This is a genomic window from Solibacillus sp. FSL H8-0523, from assembly GCF_038051985.1.
Classification (GTDB): Bacteria; Bacillota; Bacilli; order Bacillales_A; family Planococcaceae; genus Solibacillus.
Window position 1 is genome coordinate 1,329,987 of sequence record NZ_CP150291.1, and the last position, 21,433, is coordinate 1,351,419.

The 21,433-nt window shown below is 37.6% G+C and carries 21 protein-coding genes; 13 read left to right on the forward strand and 8 right to left on the reverse strand.

The window, feature by feature from the left end; all coding sequences use genetic code 11:
• Nucleotides 1–39: 39 nt before the first annotated feature.
• Nucleotides 40–1,407 (reverse strand): NADP-specific glutamate dehydrogenase, encoded by a 1,368-nt coding sequence (gene gdhA, locus NSQ62_RS06305; RefSeq protein WP_341323078.1) that lies wholly within the window; start codon nt 1,405–1,407, stop codon nt 40–42.
• 172 nt (nt 1,408–1,579) lie between these two features.
• On the opposite strand from gdhA, the gene NSQ62_RS06310 reads away from it, so the two are divergent.
• The 3 genes from NSQ62_RS06310 to NSQ62_RS06320 are packed head-to-tail and all read left to right on the forward strand — an operon-like array spanning nt 1,580 to nt 3,731.
• On the forward strand, nt 1,580–2,047 hold the full coding sequence (locus NSQ62_RS06310) for a YaiI/YqxD family protein (protein ID WP_341323896.1): 468 nt from the start codon (nt 1,580–1,582) through the stop codon (nt 2,045–2,047).
• Nucleotides 2,040–3,368: a D-serine ammonia-lyase gene (locus tag NSQ62_RS06315; protein WP_341323079.1), complete on the forward strand. Its 1,329-nt coding sequence runs from the start codon at nt 2,040–2,042 to the stop codon at nt 3,366–3,368. The genes NSQ62_RS06310 and NSQ62_RS06315 overlap by 8 nt, the downstream gene beginning before the upstream one ends.
• Before the next feature lie 12 nt (nt 3,369–3,380).
• Complete coding sequence (locus tag NSQ62_RS06320; RefSeq protein WP_341323080.1) at nt 3,381–3,731, forward strand: DUF4181 domain-containing protein; 351 nt, start codon at nt 3,381–3,383, stop codon at nt 3,729–3,731.
• A 726-nt stretch (nt 3,732–4,457) separates the two neighbouring features.
• On the opposite strand, the gene NSQ62_RS06325 is transcribed toward NSQ62_RS06320, so the two are convergent.
• Nucleotides 4,458–5,276: a squalene/phytoene synthase family protein gene (locus tag NSQ62_RS06325; RefSeq protein WP_341323081.1), complete on the reverse strand. Its 819-nt coding sequence runs from the start codon at nt 5,274–5,276 to the stop codon at nt 4,458–4,460.
• 207 nt (nt 5,277–5,483) lie between these two features.
• Here NSQ62_RS06325 and NSQ62_RS06330 point away from each other — a divergent pair, with 207 nt between their 5' ends.
• The 3 genes from NSQ62_RS06330 (at nt 5,484) to NSQ62_RS06340 (ending at nt 7,008) form a co-directional block, all read left to right on the forward strand.
• Nucleotides 5,484–6,104, forward strand: coding sequence for a hypothetical protein (locus NSQ62_RS06330; protein WP_341323082.1), 621 nt, complete (start codon nt 5,484–5,486; stop codon nt 6,102–6,104).
• An 83-nt stretch (nt 6,105–6,187) separates the two neighbouring features.
• Nucleotides 6,188–6,796 (forward strand): FMN-binding negative transcriptional regulator, encoded by a 609-nt coding sequence (locus tag NSQ62_RS06335; RefSeq protein ID WP_341323083.1) that lies wholly within the window; start codon nt 6,188–6,190, stop codon nt 6,794–6,796.
• Between the two features lie 14 nt (nt 6,797–6,810).
• Nucleotides 6,811–7,008, forward strand: a complete 198-nt coding sequence (locus NSQ62_RS06340) for a hypothetical protein (RefSeq protein ID WP_341323084.1) — start codon at nt 6,811–6,813, stop codon at nt 7,006–7,008.
• 88 nt (nt 7,009–7,096) lie between these two features.
• Here NSQ62_RS06340 and NSQ62_RS06345 read toward each other — a convergent pair whose 3' ends face one another.
• Entirely contained in the window at nt 7,097–7,438 is a 342-nt protein-coding gene (locus NSQ62_RS06345) for a hypothetical protein (RefSeq protein WP_341323085.1), read from the reverse strand.
• 293 nt (nt 7,439–7,731) lie between these two features.
• Here NSQ62_RS06345 and NSQ62_RS06350 point away from each other — a divergent pair, with 293 nt between their 5' ends.
• The 3 genes from NSQ62_RS06350 (at nt 7,732) to NSQ62_RS06360 (ending at nt 11,420) form a co-directional block, all read left to right on the forward strand.
• A complete protein-coding gene (locus NSQ62_RS06350; RefSeq protein ID WP_341323086.1) occupies nt 7,732–9,639 on the forward strand; it encodes an LTA synthase family protein in 1,908 nt (635 codons plus the stop codon).
• A gap of 90 nt (nt 9,640–9,729) precedes the next feature.
• Nucleotides 9,730–10,311 carry a TetR/AcrR family transcriptional regulator C-terminal domain-containing protein gene (locus tag NSQ62_RS06355; protein WP_341323087.1) on the forward strand — a complete coding sequence of 194 codons (582 nt, stop codon included), beginning with the start codon at nt 9,730–9,732 and terminating at the stop codon, nt 10,309–10,311.
• 86 nt (nt 10,312–10,397) lie between these two features.
• A complete protein-coding gene (locus tag NSQ62_RS06360) occupies nt 10,398–11,420 on the forward strand; it encodes a zinc-binding dehydrogenase (RefSeq protein ID WP_341323088.1) in 1,023 nt (340 codons plus the stop codon).
• Nucleotides 11,421–11,480: 60 nt separating this feature from the next.
• On the opposite strand, the gene NSQ62_RS06365 is transcribed toward NSQ62_RS06360, so the two are convergent.
• Complete coding sequence (locus tag NSQ62_RS06365) at nt 11,481–12,512, reverse strand: S66 peptidase family protein (RefSeq protein ID WP_341323089.1); 1,032 nt, start codon at nt 12,510–12,512, stop codon at nt 11,481–11,483.
• Nucleotides 12,513–12,717: 205 nt separating this feature from the next.
• Between NSQ62_RS06365 and NSQ62_RS06370 the strand changes: the two genes are divergently transcribed.
• Genes NSQ62_RS06370 through NSQ62_RS06380 form a run of 3 tightly spaced genes read left to right on the forward strand, consistent with a single transcriptional unit; the run spans nt 12,718 to nt 14,466 of the window.
• Nucleotides 12,718–13,197: a sigma-70 family RNA polymerase sigma factor gene (locus NSQ62_RS06370; RefSeq protein WP_341323090.1), complete on the forward strand. Its 480-nt coding sequence runs from the start codon at nt 12,718–12,720 to the stop codon at nt 13,195–13,197.
• Nucleotide 13,198: 1 nt separating this feature from the next.
• On the forward strand, nt 13,199–14,188 hold the full coding sequence (locus tag NSQ62_RS06375; protein WP_341323091.1) for an anti sigma factor C-terminal domain-containing protein: 990 nt from the start codon (nt 13,199–13,201) through the stop codon (nt 14,186–14,188).
• Complete coding sequence (locus NSQ62_RS06380; RefSeq protein ID WP_341323092.1) at nt 14,170–14,466, forward strand: hypothetical protein; 297 nt, start codon at nt 14,170–14,172, stop codon at nt 14,464–14,466. Before NSQ62_RS06375 ends, NSQ62_RS06380 begins: the two co-directional genes overlap by 19 nt.
• Before the next feature lie 112 nt (nt 14,467–14,578).
• Here the strand turns inward: NSQ62_RS06380 and NSQ62_RS06385 are convergent, their stop codons facing one another.
• From NSQ62_RS06385 to NSQ62_RS06400, 4 genes are all read right to left on the reverse strand, one after another.
• Nucleotides 14,579–15,616, reverse strand: coding sequence for a DegT/DnrJ/EryC1/StrS family aminotransferase (locus tag NSQ62_RS06385; RefSeq protein ID WP_341323093.1), 1,038 nt, complete (start codon nt 15,614–15,616; stop codon nt 14,579–14,581).
• A gap of 40 nt (nt 15,617–15,656) precedes the next feature.
• Nucleotides 15,657–16,340 carry a PIG-L family deacetylase gene (locus tag NSQ62_RS06390; RefSeq protein ID WP_341323094.1) on the reverse strand — a complete coding sequence of 228 codons (684 nt, stop codon included), beginning with the start codon at nt 16,338–16,340 and terminating at the stop codon, nt 15,657–15,659.
• 190 nt (nt 16,341–16,530) lie between these two features.
• Nucleotides 16,531–17,214 carry a WbqC family protein gene (locus tag NSQ62_RS06395; RefSeq protein ID WP_341323095.1) on the reverse strand — a complete coding sequence of 228 codons (684 nt, stop codon included), beginning with the start codon at nt 17,212–17,214 and terminating at the stop codon, nt 16,531–16,533.
• A 53-nt stretch (nt 17,215–17,267) separates the two neighbouring features.
• Entirely contained in the window at nt 17,268–18,659 is a 1,392-nt protein-coding gene (locus NSQ62_RS06400; RefSeq protein ID WP_341323096.1) for a glycosyltransferase, read from the reverse strand.
• Between the two features lie 920 nt (nt 18,660–19,579).
• On the opposite strand from NSQ62_RS06400, the gene NSQ62_RS06405 reads away from it, so the two are divergent.
• Entirely contained in the window at nt 19,580–21,403 is a 1,824-nt protein-coding gene (locus tag NSQ62_RS06405) for an LTA synthase family protein (RefSeq protein WP_341323097.1), read from the forward strand.
• Nucleotides 21,404–21,433: the final 30 nt, after the last annotated feature.

Below are 21,433 nucleotides of genomic sequence, written 5' to 3' on the forward strand. Positions count from 1 at the left end.
TCCGTAATGGAGATTGCGGTTTTATTTTTTACTTCAGATTTAGTAAATGCCCTCTACAAGCATACCGTTCGCTACTCTAACGAAACCAGCGATGTTAGAGCCTACTACTAAGTTACCCTCGTAGCCATATTTTTTTGCAGCTTCGGTACTTTGTGAGAAAATTGATTTCATAATTTCATGTAATTTTGTATCTACTTCTTGGAATGTCCAGTAGTTACGGCCAGAGTTTTGTGCCATTTCTAATGCAGAAACCGCTACACCACCAGCGTTTGCAGCTTTTGCAGGACCGAATAAGACACCTGCATCTAAGAATGTGTTAATTGCTTCTAAGTCAGATGGCATATTGGCACCTTCTGCTACAACTTTTACGCCGTTTGCGATTAATGTACGTGCAAGCTCACCGTTAATTTCGTTTTGTGTAGCACATGGTAGGGCAATGTCACATGGAATTGTCCAAATACCACTACAACCTTCCGTAAATACTGCGTTTGGACGGTATGTTACGTATTCGCTAATACGTTTGCCTTCTACTTCTTTTAGCTGTTTTACTACTTTTAAGTCGATACCCTCTGCGTCGTAAATGTAGCCTGAAGAATCTGAACAAGCGACTACTTTTGCGCCGAAGTGTTGTGCTTTTTCAATCGCGTAAACTGCTACGTTACCAGAACCAGAGACAACAACTGTTTTGTCTAGGAATGTGTCATTTGCCTCGCGTAGCATTTCGCTTACGAAGTATACTAAACCATAGCCAGTTGCTTCTGTACGCGCTAATGAACCACCATAACCAGGTTTTTTACCTGTTAATACGCCCGCTTCATAAGCACCGCGGATGCGCTTGTATTGTCCCCAAAGGTATCCTACTTCACGAGCACCTACACCAATATCGCCTGCAGGAACGTCGACATCTGGACCAACATAACGGTATAATTCTGTCATGAATGCTTGGCAGAAGCGCATAATTTCAGCATCTGATTTGCCTTTTGGATTGAAATCAGAACCGCCTTTACCGCCACCGATTGGTTGACCTGTTAATGCGTTTTTGAAAATTTGTTCAAATGCTAAAAATTTCATAATTGATTCGTTTACTGTTGGGTGGAAGCGTAAGCCACCTTTGTATGGCCCGATTACGTTATTGTACTGTACGCGGTAGCCACGGTTTACTTGCACGTTGTTGTGATCATCTTGCCAAGCAACGCGGAATGAAATGATACGATCTGGTTCTATGATACGTTCTAAAATATTATGTTTAATGTATTCTGGATGTTGCTCGAATACGGGAACTAATGATAGGAAGATTTCTTCCGCTGCTTGTAAGAACTCTGGCTGATGCGCGTTCTTTGCTTGTAATTTTGCGAAGACACCATCAACATATTGTTTAGCTTTGCTAGATACTACTGCTGTTGTCATTTGTGAAACCCCCAAATTTGTTAATAGCTATACATTAGTACGAATTATCGAACAATTCAATCGATTTTTATGTGACATGAGCTTGTTAAATTGGTGTAAGGAATGGAAAATGTTTTTAATTCGTTATATTAGAATAATTATTTTAGGTTGATTTTGGAAAGGGTGTATTGTTATTTTAAAACTATTAATTGATGCAGATGCTTGCCCAGTTGTTGATTTAGCGCTATTTGTTTCATCTCAATTCGAGATAGAACCATTCTTGTTCTGCGATACATCACATCGTATTGAGAGAGAAAATGCTAAAACAATTATTGTCGACAAGGGACCAGATTCGGTCGACTTTAAGCTAGTAAGTGAACTTAAACGAGGAGATATTGTCATTACGGGTGATTATGGTCTAGCTGCCATGTGTTTGGCAAAAGGTGGAATTGTCATCACACACAATGGTAAAGAACTGACGTCTGACAACATTGATCAGCTGTTGGCATTTCGTTATGAAAGTGCGAAAATAAGACGTGCAGGGGGTCGTACAAAGGGACCTAAAAAACGCACGGAAGAAAACAATTTAGCGTTTGAAATGGAATTTCGACAAATTTGTGAACGTGCGATTTTGCAAAAGGAGGAGAGACAACATGGCTGAACAGAAAATGGATGTAAATGCATTAGTAGCGCGATTTCCACTAATTAAAAAGTTACAATCAGGGGAATATGTATTTTGGGTAAATGACCAGTTATCAACGAAAAAGCAAACAATACCTGCTGTTTCTATGGAAATGATTCGGGAAGCGGAACAAAAATTACAACGCTTTTCTTCATATATAAAGGTCGCGTTTCCTATCACAAAGTTCTCAGATGGATTAATTGAATCCGACCTGAAAGAAATTCCGCATATGAAAAAGTTAATTGAAGGTCGTCGCGGCTTTGCGATTCCAGGCACATTGATGCTGAAATGTGACCATGCACTACCAATCGCAGGTTCAATTAAAGCACGCGGGGGAATTTACGAAGTATTAAGCTACGCAGAAAACTTAGCGCTTGCTGCAGGACGTATCTCAAAAACAGAAGATTATGCGAAATTTGCATCCGATGACATGCGTGCATTTTTTAGTGACTATAAAATCGCAGTCGGCTCTACGGGCAATTTAGGCTTAAGCATCGGTATGATTGGTGCAAAATTAGGCTTTCAAGTAACGGTGCATATGAGTGTGGAAGCAAAGAAATGGAAAAAGGATTTATTGCGAGCAAATGGCGTAACCGTCGTTGAACATAAAACAGATTACACGGAAGCCGTTCGCCAAGGCCGTCTTGCCGCGCAAAAGGACGACACATGTCATTTTATTGATGATGAAAATTCAATTGATTTATTTTTAGGCTATGGGGTTGCAGGCTTGCGTTTAGAGCAGCAATTAAAGCAAGCGAAAGTAAAAGTCGATGCGGAGCACCCGTTATTTGTGTACTTACCATGCGGTGTTGGCGGCGGTCCTGGGGGTGTAGCGTATAGCCTAAAGCAAATTTACGGCGAACATGTACACATCTTCTTCGGGGAGCCAATGCAATCACCTTGCATGCTACTTGGTATGATGACAGGCTTACATGATGAAATTAGTGTTTCGGATATTGGGTTAACGAACAAAACAGAAGCAGACGGATTAGCGGTAGGGCGACCATCACGCTTTGTCGGAACATTAATGGAATCTGTACTGAGCGGATGTTATACTGTGGACGATAGCTTTTTATTTAGAAGCTTAAAGGGTATGTATGAGACGGAAAATATCTTTATGGAGCCGTCTGCGCATGCAGGGGTTTACGGGCCAATTGAATTGATGATGCAGGGTGTGACTTACTTACAAGAGCACAACTTACAAGATAAGCTGGAAAACGCAACGCACATCATTTGGTCAACAGGTGGCGATTTGGTTCCACAAGAATTACGCCAGCAGTATTTACAGACAGAGATTTAGAGGAGATAAGCTGTGTTAATTATTATTGTTATTATCGCTTTTATAGGAGCGGGTATGCTCGATTTAAAGCTACGCCAAAAATTCAATATCGAAAAAAATCAAAAATTCATGGATCAATACGTAGGTATTTGGCATTTGTTTTTAGAAGTATTTTTATGCTTCTCGTTCCTATCGTTTGTAACCGTCAATTTATTTGATCAGACTACGATTTATGCATTATTATTCGCGTTTATCATGTTATTATTTATGATTCGTGGGTTGTTTGAGTTTTTATTCAGACGTGATAAACGTCGTCATATTATTTCGTTTACATATGTAGCGCTGTGTGCAGTGTGTAGCGTGGCAATTGCGTTGTTTATGTAATGGAAAAGGGCGAATGCCTAGACTGCTAATAAAAAAGGTGTGCTGTTTACGTGAAATTCGTAAGCAGTACACCTTTTTAGGTTCATTACTGTAATGTGGGGTTGCTATTTCTAATGAAGTTTTGCTGTATTGATTGGCGGGCTGCGGCATGAAAGCGTTAGAGCCACGTCGTACGTGTCTCTACCACTTTCTCTAATGCCGCATGCGAGGCCCGCCAATCCCAAACTTATGCCCTAGTAATAAAGTAAAGTGAAAAACACAAAACCAAGCCGCTTGCGCTTACGCGAGGCGGCAGTTAGTGAAAATAGTTACTCTTTCTTTATTAAAGAAACTTAAATCAATGCTGCGCTGATTGAAAACTCATTTATTGAAAAGGTTCTTTTTTATTACCGTTGATTAGAAGTAGCGCTATTTTAAGAGAAATGCTTTGTTTCATCATTTTTTACAGAAACTTACTTAATGCCAAAGTAGAGTGCTGCGGAGCGAAGGGTGAGCCACAAAAACATTAGCTTCAACGAATAGAGTTGTACGTAGTGTAGGGGCGGACTCCTTGGCGATTAAGCGTGCGCGGAAAATCTGCTTTTGATGCCACCGTCAGAGGCATCAAAAGTTAGTTGGAGCCACGCCGCCCGGAAAGCCTGCCCCGGAACGCAGTACAACGGACATGAGCTTAAAACGACCTCACCTCAACACGTCTCACCTCGGAGCGCAGTAGCAAACTCTTCTTTAATCTTCTTGAATTTCCTCAACCGTTGCTTCTACTTCGGCGCGGGACATTTTCTCGCGGCCATCGCGCATCGCTTGGAGCGTTTTATGCGCTAAAGCAAGTGGTAACTTACAAAATAGCTTAATCGAACGCTTATCTAAGTCCTTCATATAAAGGTCCGCTTTTGCTAAGTTTTCCTCCGCATAAGCAAAGAGCTCAGCACGTGTCCAGTCGTCTGGTACAAAGCTTACACCACGCTCATCTAAATCCTCTTGTTCGTTACGTAAAATGTTCACGGCTTGCAGACCACGACCATAACCAATTGCCAGCTCACGGTCGGTTTTCGTACCCGCACTCCACTCCCAAAGCTCTGAAAGCATAACACCTACTAAACCGGCTACATAATATGTATAGTCGTCTAAATCTTCTTTTGTATGCACTTGCCAGTTTGCTAACGCCCATTTCGCCATACCTTCCGCCATTTCGCTCGTAGCTGAAGTAACAATAGAATATGCACCTTGTGGACAGACAGCTAGCCAATCCGCTAATCGTGTTGTTACCTCAGGCATTTTGTCAGCAACAGGTGCTAATGCCTCCATGTAGGCGATGTTATCGAAGGCAGGTGCTTTTAATAATTCGGCAACTTTTAATAAGGTAGCATGTTTCACTTCGTTTGACACATCTTCATGGTCTTCGATTTCATCAATTGCACGCATCGCTAAGTACGCTACGGCTACTGTAAGTTTTAATTCTTTATCTAAAAAAGTAATTGGGATAAAAAATGTGCGGCTCGTCTCTTTTAATACGCGCATCGCATCTTTTTGTAATTGTTTCGTCATACGGAAGACATCCTCCATTCATAATTGCATCCATCTATTATCGTAACGCAAATTGACAAAAAGTGAAAATAAAAGTTCTGTTAACGTTTTGGATACAAGTGACATGAAAGAAATTCCGTATGATTTCGCACGTATTTTTGAATTTTATGGAATTTAATTAAAATTTTTTGAAAATTATTATAAGATAGAGAAGAAGAGGTGAAGAGAGTGAAATTTTTAGGTTACATTATTTTCGGTATTGTTTTAGGGGTGCTAGTAGGAATACTGGAACTGCCATCTTATGTGATTGGTGTCGCAGTTGTGATAGCGCTTGTCATCAGTCTAGGAAATCTATTATATACAACAATGTATACGCAAAATTTAAAAAAGCTTGAGAAATTCATCAAAAGTAACAATAAAAACCCCGTGTATTATAGTTTGCAAATGTTAGCAGAAGGCACGGACGAACAATTCCGAGAAGGTTTAGAGGCCATCGTGAAAAAGTATAAAAATACGAAATACGAGGCGACATATGGGTCGCTTCTGGCCATGGTGAATGGTGATTATGAATTAGCGCATCGCTACAATGAACCACAGTTACATAAAGAAGTTGGACAATATACGAATTACATTATTGATATTATGGCAGGGAAGGAAATTGGGGATGTGCCAGCATTTAAAAAGAGCTGGATGAACAGTAGTATTGAAGCACACCAGGCCGCTATGCATATGGACTTACAAACGTTTGAAATCATGTCAAGACAAGCGACAAATCAAGCAAAGGGCATTCAATATTACGGCAACTTTTATACGTTTAAGCGAATGAGGAAAAGACTGTCGGAATTATAAAAATTTAATAGAAAAAATCGCGCATTCGTTTTCAAAGGGAATTTATGTGAAATGTAGTTTGTGTGTATGTTGAGGAGGTTTATATGTACATTCCAAAGTATTTTCAAATGAAAGATGAGCAAGAAATGTATCTTTTTATGGAACAACATAGCTTTGCGACGATTGTTTCACATTCAAGTAACGGATTGGTTGCGAGTCATTTGCCTTTAAAGTTAAATCGTGAAAAGCGCGTGTTGTATGGACATTTTGCAAAGGCAAATTCACAATGGAAAGAGCTTAATGGGCAGCAGGTGCTTGTTGTTTTTCATGGCCCACATAGTTATATTTCATCGTCTTGGTATGAAACAAAGGATGCGGTGCCAACTTGGAACTACACAGCCGTGCACGTCAATGGAACGCTTCAATTACTGCAGGATGAAGCGCTAATTGATGAATGTTTACGTGATTTAATCAAAAAATATGAAGCACCAGATAGCACATATAGATATGAAGAAGTGGATGAAAAATATATTGCAAGCTTAAAAAAGGGAATTGTCGCATTCAAAATTGATATAGAAAAAATGGAGGGCAAGGCAAAACTAAGTCAAAATCATTCCGGTGATCGCCAGCAACTTGTTATTGAACAGCTGAAAAACAATGATGATGCTGAAAGTCTAGCAATCGCAAAATTAATGAAGCAAAACAAAGACTAATTGGAGGCATTGTTGTGAAGAAAATAGCGTATTTTTTCATGTTGGTAGTTATTTTAGCAACAACTGAGTTTGTATATAGTTTAATGAAATATGAGCAATTTAAATGGTCGTCGTTTTTGGTCATGCTCTGTCTGTTTTCTCTAGCATTTAGTTTGAGAAGAAGAGAACTTCAAGGAGAAAGTGAAACTTCAAAGCTCCCTACTGACCATTAATCAGGATAAATAGATAATTCCTTGCAAGTGTATGAAAGCTCCTCATTTTAGAGAAGACTTCATATACTTTTTAATTTAGGGTATCGCTTCACATGCTTGCAATGAACTTGGCCAACAGATAAAAACCACCATTAATCAAGCTGGTGAGTAATGCGGTACAGGCGAAAACTAAGCTATTTTTACATTCATAGATAAAGGTGAACCCACCAACAATGAGGAGGCCAATCCAGCAACTATTCCATAGGATAAGCGAAAATTCATCTGAAAAAATGGTGAAAAAACCAGTTAAAAAACTAATCCAAACGATAACAGTAAAAATTATGAACGAGAAATAGAGTTTTGATGGCTTTAGCGTATCGGGTTTTAACGCAAAAAGTGTCACAATCAAACAAACCGACATAAAGATAGCGAGTAGAAAAATAAAGGTCATATAGGGGCCTCCTAGTGGATAGCGCTAACGTTTGCCAAAAAACAAATGTTATTTTGAAGTTTGACGTTCATTAATGAAATGGGTTGCTTTTCGGATATTAATTTTCTTAAAATTCGCAATAAAATTACTTTTAGCTTTTCGCGTAAATGTGCGGAAAACTACAGAAAATAAGAAACCTTTTTACGTTACAATCGTTTCATAATAGTTGCATACAACTTAGATTTTTTGATATAGTAATTAATGTTTTTCTAATAGATATAGAAAAGCTTTTGAAAGAAGAAAGAGTGAGTAAAGTGAAAGATTTAGTAGGGAAAAAAAGGGTTCAATTGAACGGTTTTTTAGGGATCTATCTTTTAGCTGTGTTCATGATCTGGATGAAAACCTATCTAACACAATTGACACAATTTGAATTAGGCGTTGAAGGAACATTACAGCAAATATTGTTATTAATAAATCCATTAGGTTCGGCGCTGTTACTTTTATCAGTGGCATTTTTATTTAGAGGCAAACGCAAAATGAGTATGCTACTTCTCGTGTATACACTCATGTCGTTTTTATTATTTGCAAACGTCGTGTATTACCGATTCTTTAGCGACTTTATTACGTTGCCAACGATTTATCAAACGCAAAACTTTGGCGATTTAGGCGGCAGTGTATTAGCGTTATTCCGTGGAACGGATATTTTCTATTTCGTTGATATCGCATTCCTGTTCTATGTACGTATTGCAAAAAAACAACAATTAAAATTAGTAAAAACAGGCTTTGTGATGCCGGTTGTCGCAGTAGCGTTTGCACTGATGATTTCTTCAACAAACTTATATTTAGCTGAAGAGGATCGTCCAGATTTACTTGTACGCGGTTTTGACCGTAGTTATATTGTGAAGTACTTAGGGATGTATAACTACGCGATTTATGACTCTGTTAAAACGGCAGAGGCATCATCTGAACGTGCGTTAGCTGATAGCAGTGACGTTACCGAAATTATCAACTACACGAAATCGAATCACGCAGATCCAAATCCAGCGTATTTTGGTTTAGCAAAAGATATGAACGTCATCTATTTACATTTAGAATCGATGCAAACATTTTTAATTGACCATCAGTTAAATGGCCAAGAAGTTACACCATTCTTAAACTCGTTAGCGAAAAACGAAAACACGTTATATTTCGATAGCTTCTACCATCAAACGGCACAAGGAAAAACGTCGGATGCTGAATTTATGTTAGAAAATGCATTGTTCGGCTTACCACAAGGTTCGGCCTTTATTACAAAAGGGCAAAACACGTACCAAGCAGCGCCGACAATCTTAAAGGACTACGGCTATACATCAGCGGTATTCCACGGAAATAACGGCAGCTTCTGGAACCGTAATGTCATTTATAATAACTTTGGCTATGATGAGTTCTTTGATGCGAATGCATATGATACAAGTGATCCAAAAAATATGGCAGAATACGGCTTATTAGATAAGCCATTTTTCGAGCAATCACAAGCGTTACTTGAAACATTACCACAGCCATTTTATACAAAATTCATTACCGTTGCGCACCATTTCCCGTATAAAATGGATCAAGAGTTAACAACGATTGAGAAAGCAACAACGGGTGATTCAAGCGTAGATAATTACTTCCAAACAGCTCGTTATGCAGATGAGGCGATCGAAGAATTCTTTACGTATTTAAAAGAATCTGGCCTTTATGACAATACGATGATTGTTATGTACGGTGACCATTACGGGATTTCTGATAACCATAACCGTGCAATGGAACAGATTCTTGGTGAGGAAGTAACACCAATTGTTAATGCGGATTTACAACGTGTGCCATTACTGATTTATGTACCAGGTATGGAAGGTGGCATTAACCACACATACGGCGGACAAATGGACCTATTACCAACGGTGCTACATTTATTAGGTGTGGAAACACAAAACAATATTCACTTTGGTACAGATTTATTGTCAGAAGACCATAGCCAAGTTGTTCCGTTTAGAAACGGGAACTTTGTTAGCCCAACGATTTATTCGTTAGATGGCAAGTACTATGACCGTCAAACAGGGCTAATACTTGATTCATCTCAATACGAGCATGCTGAAAAATTAAGTGCCATGGTCGAAGAAAAACTAAACTATTCAGATAAAGTTGTCAACGGAGACTTATTACGTTTTTATTCAAAAGACGGGAAAGTCATTGAGGAATAACTAAATTTAAGACATCGCGTACATTAAATTGCGCGGTGTCTTTTTTAGTTTTGATGCTACAATAGGAAGATGGAAATTGTAAAAGCGTAGGTGATTAAAATCGCGAAAAAAATAGATATCCGTGTGTTGAAGACAAGGCAAAAATTATTTGATACCTATTTATCCGTGCTTGCACAGCAAACACCAGGACAAGTGACGATTCAACGTTTAACGACGAAAGCCAATCTAAACCGCGTGACATTTTATAAGCATTTTCACAATTTAGCAGAATTCCACGCACAGTTTATCGAGCACTATATTTTAGAGCTCTATGAGTTAATGAAGTCGCTCAATTATAAAACGTATACGAAAGGATTTGAATTTGAAGCACTATTGCAGCTGCTAAAACATATTGAAGCAAATCGTAAAACGTACAAAATTTTACTGACCTCCCCAAATATTGCGGATTTTAATAAGGCACTGCTTGCCTATTTTCAACAGCGGATTTCGAAGCATACAACGGAACTTGCGAAGTTTGATTTTCCGGGAACCGGCGTTGATCAAACGATTGTCGCTTGGTACGGGGTGTCGGCTTTGTTCGGCACGATTATTATGTGGGCACAGTCAGATTTTAACTATAGTCCTGAACAATTAGCGAATGCGATTGTTCGATTGGCGCCACAAGAGGAATAGTTTGGCTACATTTTATTAGAATATGTATATTTTTTCTCTGTTTTTTTCCATTATACTGAAAACAAATAAACGAGGAGGTACATCAAATGACAAACTATCAAGCTGGGATTTATAAAGGTGCAAACTTAGTAGCAGTAGAGGAGCGTCCAGTGCCGGAAGTTGGACCGAATGATGTATTATTACGTAATTTACGTGGTGGTATTTGTGGGACAGACATTAATATTGTAAAATACGGTTCTGAAATGGGTATTCGTTTTGAGCAAGAATTTGGTCATGAATTAGCGGGTATTATTGAAGCAAAAGGTGACAATGTAACGGACCTAGAAGTGGGGATGTTTGTAGCGGTCAATCCGATTACGGCTAAGCGAGCAGGGCGTCGTTTCTGTTTAGAGGTAGGCGGATTTTCGCAGTATGTGTTAATTGAGGATGCGAAGAAAAATCACAATTTATATCCGTTAAATGATGATGTAACACCTGAAGAGGGTGCATTAGTAGAGCCAATGAGTGTTGGTTGCCACGGTGCGTTTTCTGTGAAGCCACAAGTTGGTGAAAACATTGTTATTTTAGGTGCAGGTCCAATCGGTTTATCAGCAGCGGCGATGTTAATTGGTGAAGGGATTACAAACGTTGCGGTCGTTGACATGGTGGACTGGCGTTTAGAAAAAGCGAAAGAAATCGGTGCGAAAACGGTAGATACATCTAAGGTGTCATTAACAGAAGGCTTAGCTGAAGCTTTTGGTACAGTAAATGTATACGGTAAGGATGTGCCAAATGTCGATGCGTACGTGGATGCAGCAGGTGCGGCACCGTTATTCCAACAAGTAATGCAAATCGTTAAACCAAATGCTCGTATCGCGATAATCGCAGTCTATAAAGACGAAGTACCAGTAAGCTTCATGGAAGTGATGAGTAAAGAGGTTCAAATCGTTGGGGCATCTGGTTATACGAGCGAGGACATTTTAAAAGTAATTAACCATTTAAATAACAAGAAAACAAAAATCGCAACAATGGTTACACAAGTCTATCCATTAAGCGAAATCCAAACAGCGTTCGACACGGCAATCGCTGCAAAGGATTCTATTAAAGTCATTGTCGATGTAACGAAATAATAAATAAACACATTCCATATCAAAAGCCTGCCTCCAATTTACTTGAGGGGCAGGCTTGTTTTATTCCACGGCATTTTCCAAAATCGAGAACGTCACATTGTCACAATCAATTTCAGCAAGTGCCCCGTATGGCAGTATAAACTTCGGCTCTGTATGGCCAAAGTTCATGTTATAAAGTACGGGTAGCTGTTCAAGATTGTACTCCTTTAATACTTTTAAAATTTCTGTTTTATATTCTTCATAATACTTCTCGTCTTGAGGCTTACCGAAAATTATGCCTTTTACTTGGTGGAGGATGCCTTGTAGCGCATAGTTTCTTAGCCAGTAGCGGACATTGTTTGGTGTTGGCTTTTCCTCGGACGTTTCGAAAAAGAGAATGCAATCTTGCCACATTTCTATATCTGGCCAAAGCTCGGTGCCATTGACGAAAGCGAGTACTTCAATACAACCGCCGATTAAACGGCCCTGAACTTTGCCTGTGCCTTGTAATAGCTCATAGCCTTTATTATTTTTCATCGTACGGCGCGTATACTTATTCGATTGACTCCAATCAAGAAATTCACTCGTCCATTTAGGCGCGGGTAAAATTTCACCAATTGTCTCGTTCGAGAAAAGTGTGCGTTCAATAGATTCAATGGTATACGGGGACATTTCAACGTTTTCTGCAAAATCGACTAATATTGCCGGCCCATAAAAGGATGAAACACCAGCCTTTAAGCAAAATAAATGGGCGATCGTCGTATCGGAATAGCCCATAAAAATTTTCGGATTGTAGCGAATGATATCAAAATCAATATAAGGCAACAGCCGTACACTGTCCTCGCCACCAATATTGGTGATGATTGCTTTAATCGTAGGATCTTTAAAGGCATCCATTAAATCTTGAGCGCGTGCCTCAGGATGCTCGTACACATACTGTGCGCCCTTCAAGCTGTTTGGCATGGCAACAACATTCAAGCCAAATACTTCCTCAAGTCGTTTAACCCCTTGTTCATAGCGCCAACGTAGTTCTTGTTCACCTGCACCACCCCATGATGGACTGACTGTAGCGACGGTATCACCGCGCTTTAATTTTGCTGGTTTCTTTAGCATCCTCATCACCTCGAAAGTAAATTTAGTAAAAAATAACGTACCACGAACTTTTGTGGAAGTAAATGGGTATGGGGATTTTACTTTGTAGGGAATATGAAATTTTAACAATGCTATGAATGGGTCATGCTATGCTAGCAAATATAAATACTCAATTTTGCAACTTTTTAAAGCGGTTATTCGAGGATAGGGTGAAAGGTGGGAAGTAATGGAGCTAGAACAACTTTATACACGTTATGTAAATGATATATATCGCTATTTATTTTCACTTTGTCGACATACTGAGACAGCAGAAGACTTGTTGCAGGATACGTTTTATAAAGCACATGTGACATTACTTGCCCAGCCGATTTATGAACTAAAACCATGGCTTTTTAAAGTAGCCTATTATACATACATTGACTACTGTCGCAAAGAAAAGCGAAGTACAACGTATGCGCAAATAGAGCAGGTTGACTATACAACGCCGGAAATGATTATTTTACAGCAGGATAGTTTTACAAAACTGTTAAATTTACTAGATCAACTAAATCCACTAGAAAAGCAGGCCATTTTATTATGTGATGTTCAGGATTGTACAAACGAACAGGCAGCGCAAATTTTGGATTTGAAGTTAAACACATTAAAAAGCCATTTGCTAAGAGGTCGTAAAAAAATGAGAACTTTAATTGAAAAAGGAGGTTGGTAATATGGATGAGTACGAAAAATTAATCACTGCGAGTAAGGAACAGCAGCTTGAACAAAAACAGCAGCAGAAGCTTACAAAACAAATGAAACGTACTGTGTCACTGTCAAGGGTCAAACTCGTATTAGGGACGCTAACGGTACTACTATTGATTTTACCAGTAAGCTTTATGTTCACGTTTATTTTCTATGCATTTGGGACAAAATCGACTACTTTAATGGACGTGACAAGTCAAACGTTATATGTGACAGAGCCGAATACGTCACTCGAAGAAATGGAGTTCGATATGGAATTCACCCCATTTTCCATGCAGCTGAAGTTTGATCAATACAAACGTATCGGCAAAGAGGATTTTAAAGCGAATACCTATGATATGCGCTATACACTCGGTCATTTAACGAAAAAAGAGGTAAGCTCGATGTTAGAACGTTTTCCCCATAAATATCCAACACAAACAAGTCCTTGGCTAACACATCCTGAGAATCGTTATGACGTAAATTCGTATACAGAATGGACGATTTTAAGCGGTCTTCCGGAAGAGACGGTAGTCGAAGCGTATATTTCACTACATGAACTAGCTACAGTTGATGAAATTCGTAGCAGTTTTCAAAATGTTGATGTTTTATGGGCAGCAATTGATACGGGTGTGGAGCAAACGAATTTAAGTAAAGACGGCAATGTCGTTTCGCCAATCGGTTATCCCGTACAAGTAGATAATACGTATTGGTCACCGTTTAGAGATGCGCACAGTAACGAGCAAGCATTTAAGGATATATTAAATTTTATCGTTCAACATGAAGAGCTGGCAACGCAAGTGTCGAGTGCGAAAAACTTGAAACTCAACGAACGCATTGCTTATATAAATGAGCACGGCATTAAAACCTATGCGGTCGTTGTGACAGGACCAAAAAATGAAATCGAAAAATTACGTGATTCAAATTTAATTCGCACAATGAAAATCGGTGAGGTGAAATTATGGAACTGGGCAACGTAAAGCAAGCAAAGTTTCCGGCAATCGCAGGATGGATTTCGATACTTAGTGGCTTATTCATCTTGCTGTTATTTAACATTAGTATACTGACGAATTATTCGATGGTATTACTCGATTATTTTATTGTCTTCATTGGCACGGGCTTTATTTTTGCATGGCCCGCTATTTTCTCTAAAAACGTACGCTTTTTAGGTCTGTGGGGGTTAGGGATTTCGGTATTTTTATTGTTATTTATCTTTGTTATAACTTTTTTGGGTTGGATAATTAATCCGTTTCCGTGAGGTGATTTACATTAATAAAAATAAGCCTGCTTCCCTGTGATGCTTCAAGAGCGAACGAGTGTATGTATGAATTCAGTATTGCACGGAAGCTAGTATGTACACGATTATTGGTTTACAAAAGTTCCTTAACGATTTTAATAATTCTTTTTACATCTTCATTACGAAGTGAAGGATAGATTGGTAAAGAAACCGTATTGTGAATCCAATTAGACGCATTTGGATAGTTTTCTGTTGATCCAATTAATTCCGACTGTTGTATAGGAATGACCGCTGCAATATTATTTTTTGCCAGCTCGGAGATAATTTCAGTTTGTCTTGGTGTTTGTAAAATAGCTCGGAATCGAACGGGCTGTATATTGCTTTCTGCATTTAGTAAGGGGAAATTTGCGTCTGTATATTGAAGGTAAATTTCTTCTCTTCTCTTCATAAATTTCGTGAATTGTTGTAATTGTGCACGTCCAATCGCTGCCTGTATATCCGTCATTTGAAAGTTAAAACGATTTTTTTGAGCGTCTTTTTGATTACATGTTCGATAGTCTTTTAGTTCTTTAATAAAAGCAGGATCTCTAGATACAATCATACCGCCTTGACCACCAGATGTGATTAATTTTGTCGCATAAAATGAAAATATACCAACATCCCCCTGCAATCCAACTCGAACTCCATCTATATGGGCACCTAATGACTGTGCGCAATCTTCAATAAAATAGGTATTTGACGTACCTTTTGATATTTTTTGGGGTATTCCAAAAAGATGCGGAATGATCGCAATATCGATAGAAGGATCAATGGCATCAATATTTATATTTGGAGAATCTATTCTACTGTCTACTAATAATGGGATTCCTCCAGCTAATGTCGTAGCATTTCTTAATGACGAACAACAGTAATATGGAATGGCGATATTTTTTTCTTTTGCATCGTAAATGGCAAGTGTCATATAAAGTGCAGCAGTACCGCTTGAAACGGCAACTGCTGAACCTGAGGGTAAACCTAAATAATGACATATTTCATTTTCAAAATTTTCTACAGCAGTTCCCTGTGCAATCCAGCCTGAACGAATCACTTCTATAGCCATCTTTTCTTCTTGCCTACCTAAAGTTGGGCGATTATGTGGAACAAAGGTTTTTTTAGGGGTTTTGTTAGGCAAAGTATAGCCACCTCCTGTTCAATATTTTATGAGCAGGTAGTTAAAGAATATGTGAACGTAATATATAATACTTTTCTGCATATGGAATTCCGACTTCAAATCCTCTCATTTCCGCCCATTTCAAGACACTTTCCGGAGATAGTAGGTTGCTTGGAGGACGTCGTTGTGACGCGTGCTTTAAAAAAGAATCGATTTTTTTTTGAACTGTTTGAGAGATGTCTAAATATAATTCTCCAGTATTCCAAAATTTTTGATATTGCCATGAAATAAGTGGATATTCATACATGGCAATTAATTTGATTTTTTGGTTTGTCTTTGGTCTTAGGGCAGCAAAACAAGTTTCAAATAAAACGATATGATCTTGATGATAGCTAGGGAGGGGAATAAATACCATAGTAGGGTCATAGCTATTGATAATTTTATCTAATTTAGTAATCAGTTCATTTTTAGGGATAGTGTCAAGTAAAGAGTCCTTATCGTTATATAAAACTTCGAAATCGTAACAACCGAGAACTTCCAAAGCATCTTGTAGTTCTCTAATACGGGTTGAAGCCAATACAAGTTGATTGTTATGTGTATGAACAATATCTCCAACAGCTATAACAATTACTTTGACTTGATTATTAAGTCTACAGGCTTTTTCAATTAATCCTCCACAGCCAAGTACTTCATCATCTGCATGTGGAGCAATAATCAATATTCTTTCGGCTCCTAATGTAATCATAAATTCACCTCCTGTTAATATCTTTTTTAAAGGATAAGAAAGTATAAAATTTTAGCTTTATAACAGTGTCTAGGCATTCGCACCAGCCCCTCGGACATTTCGGTCCCGCCGTCGAAAGTGATAAAGCGTTTACTTTCTAGTCGGGCCCTCCAATGTCTGTCGGGTCTTAAAGGGTGTGAATGCCCTTTTCTTATAGTCGATTTTTACGTATGATATGAATTGTTTCCGGTCCGCAATTAAAGAGCATATCGATAATGGAGAGATTGGGTTGGAAATCACCCCAACGTTGAGGGTAGACAGGGTGTTTGAAATTTTGATAAACAAGTTGGATTTGTTGAGCTTCAAATTCACTTCGATTGTTATATACTTGTGCACCAGTACCTGATAAATAAACATTACCGTCTAAATAGGATGTTATGTTTACATTTCTCGCATTTTTATTACCAAAATCTATTTGGAAATCGGACTCTAGGAATAGTTCAGTTGTTATATTTAAGAGGAGTTTTATATGCTCGATTAGTGCAATATTTAACGTTGCGATTTTCTCCCATTTATTTCTGTAGATTTGTTCAAATCCATCTCCATAATCGCTCCAGTAAGGACATTTTTTATAATTTGCTTCGATTGTTTTCCATTGACTTATTTGCCAATTACTATTGTTCGCAATTTGTATTTCGTTAATAGGTATATTCTTGTTTTTTAGTGGTACAGTTAACATGAATTCGCCTTGTGGAGTTTTGATTTTATTTCGATTGAGGAACCCACTTGTGGAATGGTATGCAGTATCTAATAATACAAATTTATCCACTTGATCTAATTTGTCGAAAAAGCCAATCCACGGGATATAGTTTGGTTGGTGGATCGCAATTTTCACATTATCACTTCCTCGGAATAAGATATTAATCATATATAATTACATAAAGGTATTTAATCTAAATCCAATTTTATGTTATTTCCGGTCCGTTTTAACTTATCCCAGCCTACATAATTTCCACGTAAAGCCGCTATTAAAGCTTTCCATGTGACATAGCCTAACAAATAACGATAGCCAATTCTCTGAAAAAAAATCCATAGAAGGGGCTTCATTTTTTCATTTGCAATCTTAAATGCCAAAAATGAATTCAAGGTGTCAGTTAGATAAAAAAGTAACGCAAACAAATATATGCTTGTTGTCCCTGTTAAAAGGGCCACAATGAAAAGGAAATCTATAATTGGAGAGGTTAAAAAAAGTAAATAGGAAAATAACAAGCTTGGAGCTGCAAAAAATTTGAGTGCTTTGTTAGAAGAAGAAAAGATGGATTTTTTATGTTTCCATGTGGTTTGTAATACACCATAAGACCATCGAAATCGCTGCTTTACGAATTCCTTTATCGTTTCAGGACTTTCCTCGTAAGAAATGGCCCGTTCATCATAAACAATTTTGTGACCAGCATTTAGAATTCTTATCGTAAGTTCCGTGTCTTCTGCAAGGGTATCATTATGATAAAACCCGAGTTGTTCGACTACACTTTTACGCCAAGCACTATTTGAACCGGATACAACTGTTATACAACCCAGTTCCTCAAAGGCTCTTTTGTCTAAATTTTGTGCAGTAACATACTCGATATGTTGCCACATGAGTAGTTGGTTATGAATATTCCCGATTTTACAATTCCCTGTAACAGCAGCGACACGAGAATCTGAAAAGTTTTTGACTAAATCCGAAATTGTAGTTGATTTAAAAATCGTATCTGCATCAATGGTAATAATAATGTCTCCTAACGCATTTTGAAAACCAAGGTTGAGTGCGGAAGCCTTCCCACCATTTTCTTTTTGCAGTAATTTGACTTTGGGGTTACGAGAGAAATATTTCTTAATGATTGAAGCTGTTTCATCCGTCGAACCATCATCAATGATAAGAATTTCTGATAATGGATAGTCACTTTTTAATAAAGCTTTAATGGTTCGTCTAATGATCACTTCTTCGTTGTATACAGGAACAATCACACTGACTCGCGGTCTATACTGTTTTAGATAAGGCTTATTTACGGAGATGTACTCGTGTATAATTTTCTTTCTTCTCTGCTGCCTCAAACAATAAAAGATGACGATTAGCATTCGTAGGAAACCTAATACGATTGTGATCAATAAATAGGATATAAAAATTTTTTTCATAACAGTAACAAAATTTGTAGTAATCACATTGAATAATGGTAAATGAAGAATTTTGTAATGATTTAATCCATATAGCGACAGTGCAATAAGGAAGGTTAATAGGAAAATTGCTAATGTAATTTTTATTTTAAACCAACGCTGACCGGTACTATCTTCAAATATCATGTGATTTTCACCAACCTTTTGTTGTATTTATATGTCATGTTTATAAATTGACTTGCACATATGTTTACCTTTCTGTAGAAAAATCTATGGCAAATAGTACAAAAAAATCTGCTTGAAATCGGCACTATCATAACGATTTCAGGCAGATTTTTTATTCTTGTGAAAATATAGGTTCATCACCATGGGGTTAATTTTTCTAATAAAATCTTGCTTTTTTGATTGGTGGGCTACGGCATGACCGCAGTATGGCCACGTAGTACGTGTCCATACTACTGTCTTTAATGCCGTTTGCGATGCCCACCAATCATTTGTTTTGCCCTTGTTATAAAGTTTAAGAGAGCAAAATTAAGCCCCTTGCGCTATCGCGAGGCGGCGGATAGTGGCAAAGTGTTACTTTCTTAATTGAATAAATTTAAATCAATGCTGTGCTGATTTAAATTTATTTATTGAAAGGTTCTTTTTTTTCCTTTGATTATAAATAGCACTATTTCAAAAGGAACATGCTTTGCTTCAACATTTTTTATAGAAGCTCACTATATGCCAAAATAGAGTGGCGCGGAGCGAAGGGTGAGTTCTAGATATACTTGCTTCAACGAAAAGAGTTGTACGGAGTGGAGGGGCGGACTCCTTGGCGATTAAGCGTGCGCGGAAAATCCAATGTTCCATGCCGCCGCAAGAGGCATGGAACATTTAGTTGGAGCCACGCCGCCCGGAAAGCCTGCCCCGGAACGCAGTACAACGGACGCGAGCTTAATATTATCTCAATTCAATGCGTTTTCCCCGTAGCGCAGCAGAACGGATTCAATTAAAAAAGCTTATTTTTTCTTGTTAACCCCAACTTATAGCAATAAACCAAAATATGGATAAACAAAGGTGCAATGCGAGGGGCTAAAAATTTTATTAGAAAAGAAGGTTGTTCTATGCATAAAGTTAAATATAGCGGTCAAACAATTTTATTTTTACTATTTGCGCATTTCATTTTGATTTATTTTCATTGCCAATTTAATTTTCAAGATGTATGGGAAAATACGATGAATTATTGGCATAATTACCTGTTTAATATTTTCGTATTATATGTGTTTTATGTCTGTTGTCTTGTTCTATTTAATCGCCAAAAGTATGCTTGGTTTTGGTTTTTTACTAGTATAGTTTTATTCGCAATGGCAAACTATTTAAAGCTAAGCTATAGAAACGTACCTCTTTTACCAAGTGATTTTACGCAGATTTTTGAGCTAACTCATATTATACAAATGCTGAACGAAATCCATGTGATGATTCTACTAGTTTTCCTTGGATTGCTAGTAGTTGTTTTTCTACTCGTTACAAAAATTAAATCGAAGTTGATTTTTACGACGAAACAGAGAATAGGGAGTGCATTATTTTTATGGTTAATTATTTTGAGTATGTATTATAGTAATCATCACTATAGTCCGTATCGAGTAATGGCCACAGCTTTTGGTATTACAGATGTTTATTGGGATTTAACGGAAGACTACAGTTCAAATGGTCCGTTAGTTGGGTTTATAAAAAATTTAGATATTCAGGTGATGGAAGAGAAACCTGAAAACTATTCTTATGAAACGGTGAGGGAGATTGTTAATAAGTATAAAGAAAAGGCAACAGAAACTAATAACGGAAAGGATACTTTAGAAAATCACACAGTCATTTTTATATTAAGTGAAAGTTTTGTTGACCCATTGAGAATTCCTACACTAAAACTTTCTGATGATCCGATTCCGTATATTAGGTCGCTAAAAAATGAAACAACTTCAGGGGTAATGTTAGGTGCCAGTTTTGGCGGGGGCACAGCCGATGTTGAGTACGAAATATTAACTGGGTTTAGCACGAATTATTTACATCCATCACTAACGATTCCTTATACACTACTCGTACCTAACTTAAATGAAGCACCAAATATTACAAATGTATTTAATCATAAAACGGCCGTGCACACATATAATGCCAGCCTTTATAGAAGGAAAGAAGTTTTTGAAAAGTTTGGATTTGAACGCTTTTTTTACGATGGTGGAAATCCTGAGCTATCCTATAAAGAAACAATAGAAAATAGTAAGTATATAAGCGATAAATCAGCTTATCAAGAAGTGTTAGATATACTTAATAATCATGATGATGATAATTTATTTCTGTTGTTAACAACGATGCAAAATCATATTCCTTATAAAAAGGGGCAGTATTCAAATCAATTTCAAGTTTTGAATGAGTTGGATGAACAGGAAAAATCTGGAATAGAGACGTATGTTCAAGGTATTCATTATACAGATGTGGCGACTAAAAATTTTATAGAAGAAATTAATCAAATTGATAAGCCTATTACAGTGTTCTTCTTCGGGGATCATTTGCCATCAGATATATTTGATCGTTATGAGGAAAAAAATAACGAAGATTTAGCCTTTTACAAAACCGATTATTTTATTTATAGCAATTTTGAAACGCCAGCATTAGATTATTCAGTAGTTAGTCCGAATGTCATGAGTTCGATCGTTTTGGAACAGTTGAATGTAAAGTTAACACCATATTATGTCTTGCTGGATGAGGTCAAAAAAACACTTCCTGTTATTAGATGGGGAGAGTATTTAGTACAATCAGACGGATCATTTGTTACTGAAGATGATTTACCAGAAAATGCACAGGAGCTGGTAAATGTTTATCGAATGATTCAATATGATATTAATGAAGGAGCACAATATTCGATTGAGCTGGGGATGTTTGAATTTGTGCGTTGACCCGGGGAAGGGAAAGTTTTAGGTGATGAA

What these genes read in the sequence shown, in the direction of transcription:
- gdhA (WP_341323078.1), bottom strand. Translation starts at nt 1,407, where the DNA reads ATGACAACAGCAGTAGTATCTAGCAAAGCTAAACAATATGTTGATGGT.
- NSQ62_RS06315 (WP_341323079.1), top strand. Translation starts at nt 2,040, where the DNA reads ATGGCTGAACAGAAAATGGATGTAAATGCATTAGTAGCGCGATTTCCA.
- NSQ62_RS06325 (WP_341323081.1), bottom strand. Translation starts at nt 5,276, where the DNA reads ATGACGAAACAATTACAAAAAGATGCGATGCGCGTATTAAAAGAGACG.
- NSQ62_RS06335 (WP_341323083.1), top strand. Translation starts at nt 6,188, where the DNA reads ATGTACATTCCAAAGTATTTTCAAATGAAAGATGAGCAAGAAATGTAT.
- NSQ62_RS06345 (WP_341323085.1), bottom strand. Translation starts at nt 7,438, where the DNA reads ATGACCTTTATTTTTCTACTCGCTATCTTTATGTCGGTTTGTTTGATT.
- NSQ62_RS06360 (WP_341323088.1), top strand. Translation starts at nt 10,398, where the DNA reads ATGACAAACTATCAAGCTGGGATTTATAAAGGTGCAAACTTAGTAGCA.
- NSQ62_RS06365 (WP_341323089.1), bottom strand. Translation starts at nt 12,512, where the DNA reads ATGCTAAAGAAACCAGCAAAATTAAAGCGCGGTGATACCGTCGCTACA.
- NSQ62_RS06370 (WP_341323090.1), top strand. Translation starts at nt 12,718, where the DNA reads ATGGAGCTAGAACAACTTTATACACGTTATGTAAATGATATATATCGC.
- NSQ62_RS06375 (WP_341323091.1), top strand. Translation starts at nt 13,199, where the DNA reads ATGGATGAGTACGAAAAATTAATCACTGCGAGTAAGGAACAGCAGCTT.
- NSQ62_RS06380 (WP_341323092.1), top strand. Translation starts at nt 14,170, where the DNA reads ATGGAACTGGGCAACGTAAAGCAAGCAAAGTTTCCGGCAATCGCAGGA.
- NSQ62_RS06390 (WP_341323094.1), bottom strand. Translation starts at nt 16,340, where the DNA reads ATGATTACATTAGGAGCCGAAAGAATATTGATTATTGCTCCACATGCA.
- NSQ62_RS06400 (WP_341323096.1), bottom strand. Translation starts at nt 18,659, where the DNA reads ATGATATTTGAAGATAGTACCGGTCAGCGTTGGTTTAAAATAAAAATT.
- NSQ62_RS06405 (WP_341323097.1), top strand. Translation starts at nt 19,580, where the DNA reads ATGCATAAAGTTAAATATAGCGGTCAAACAATTTTATTTTTACTATTT.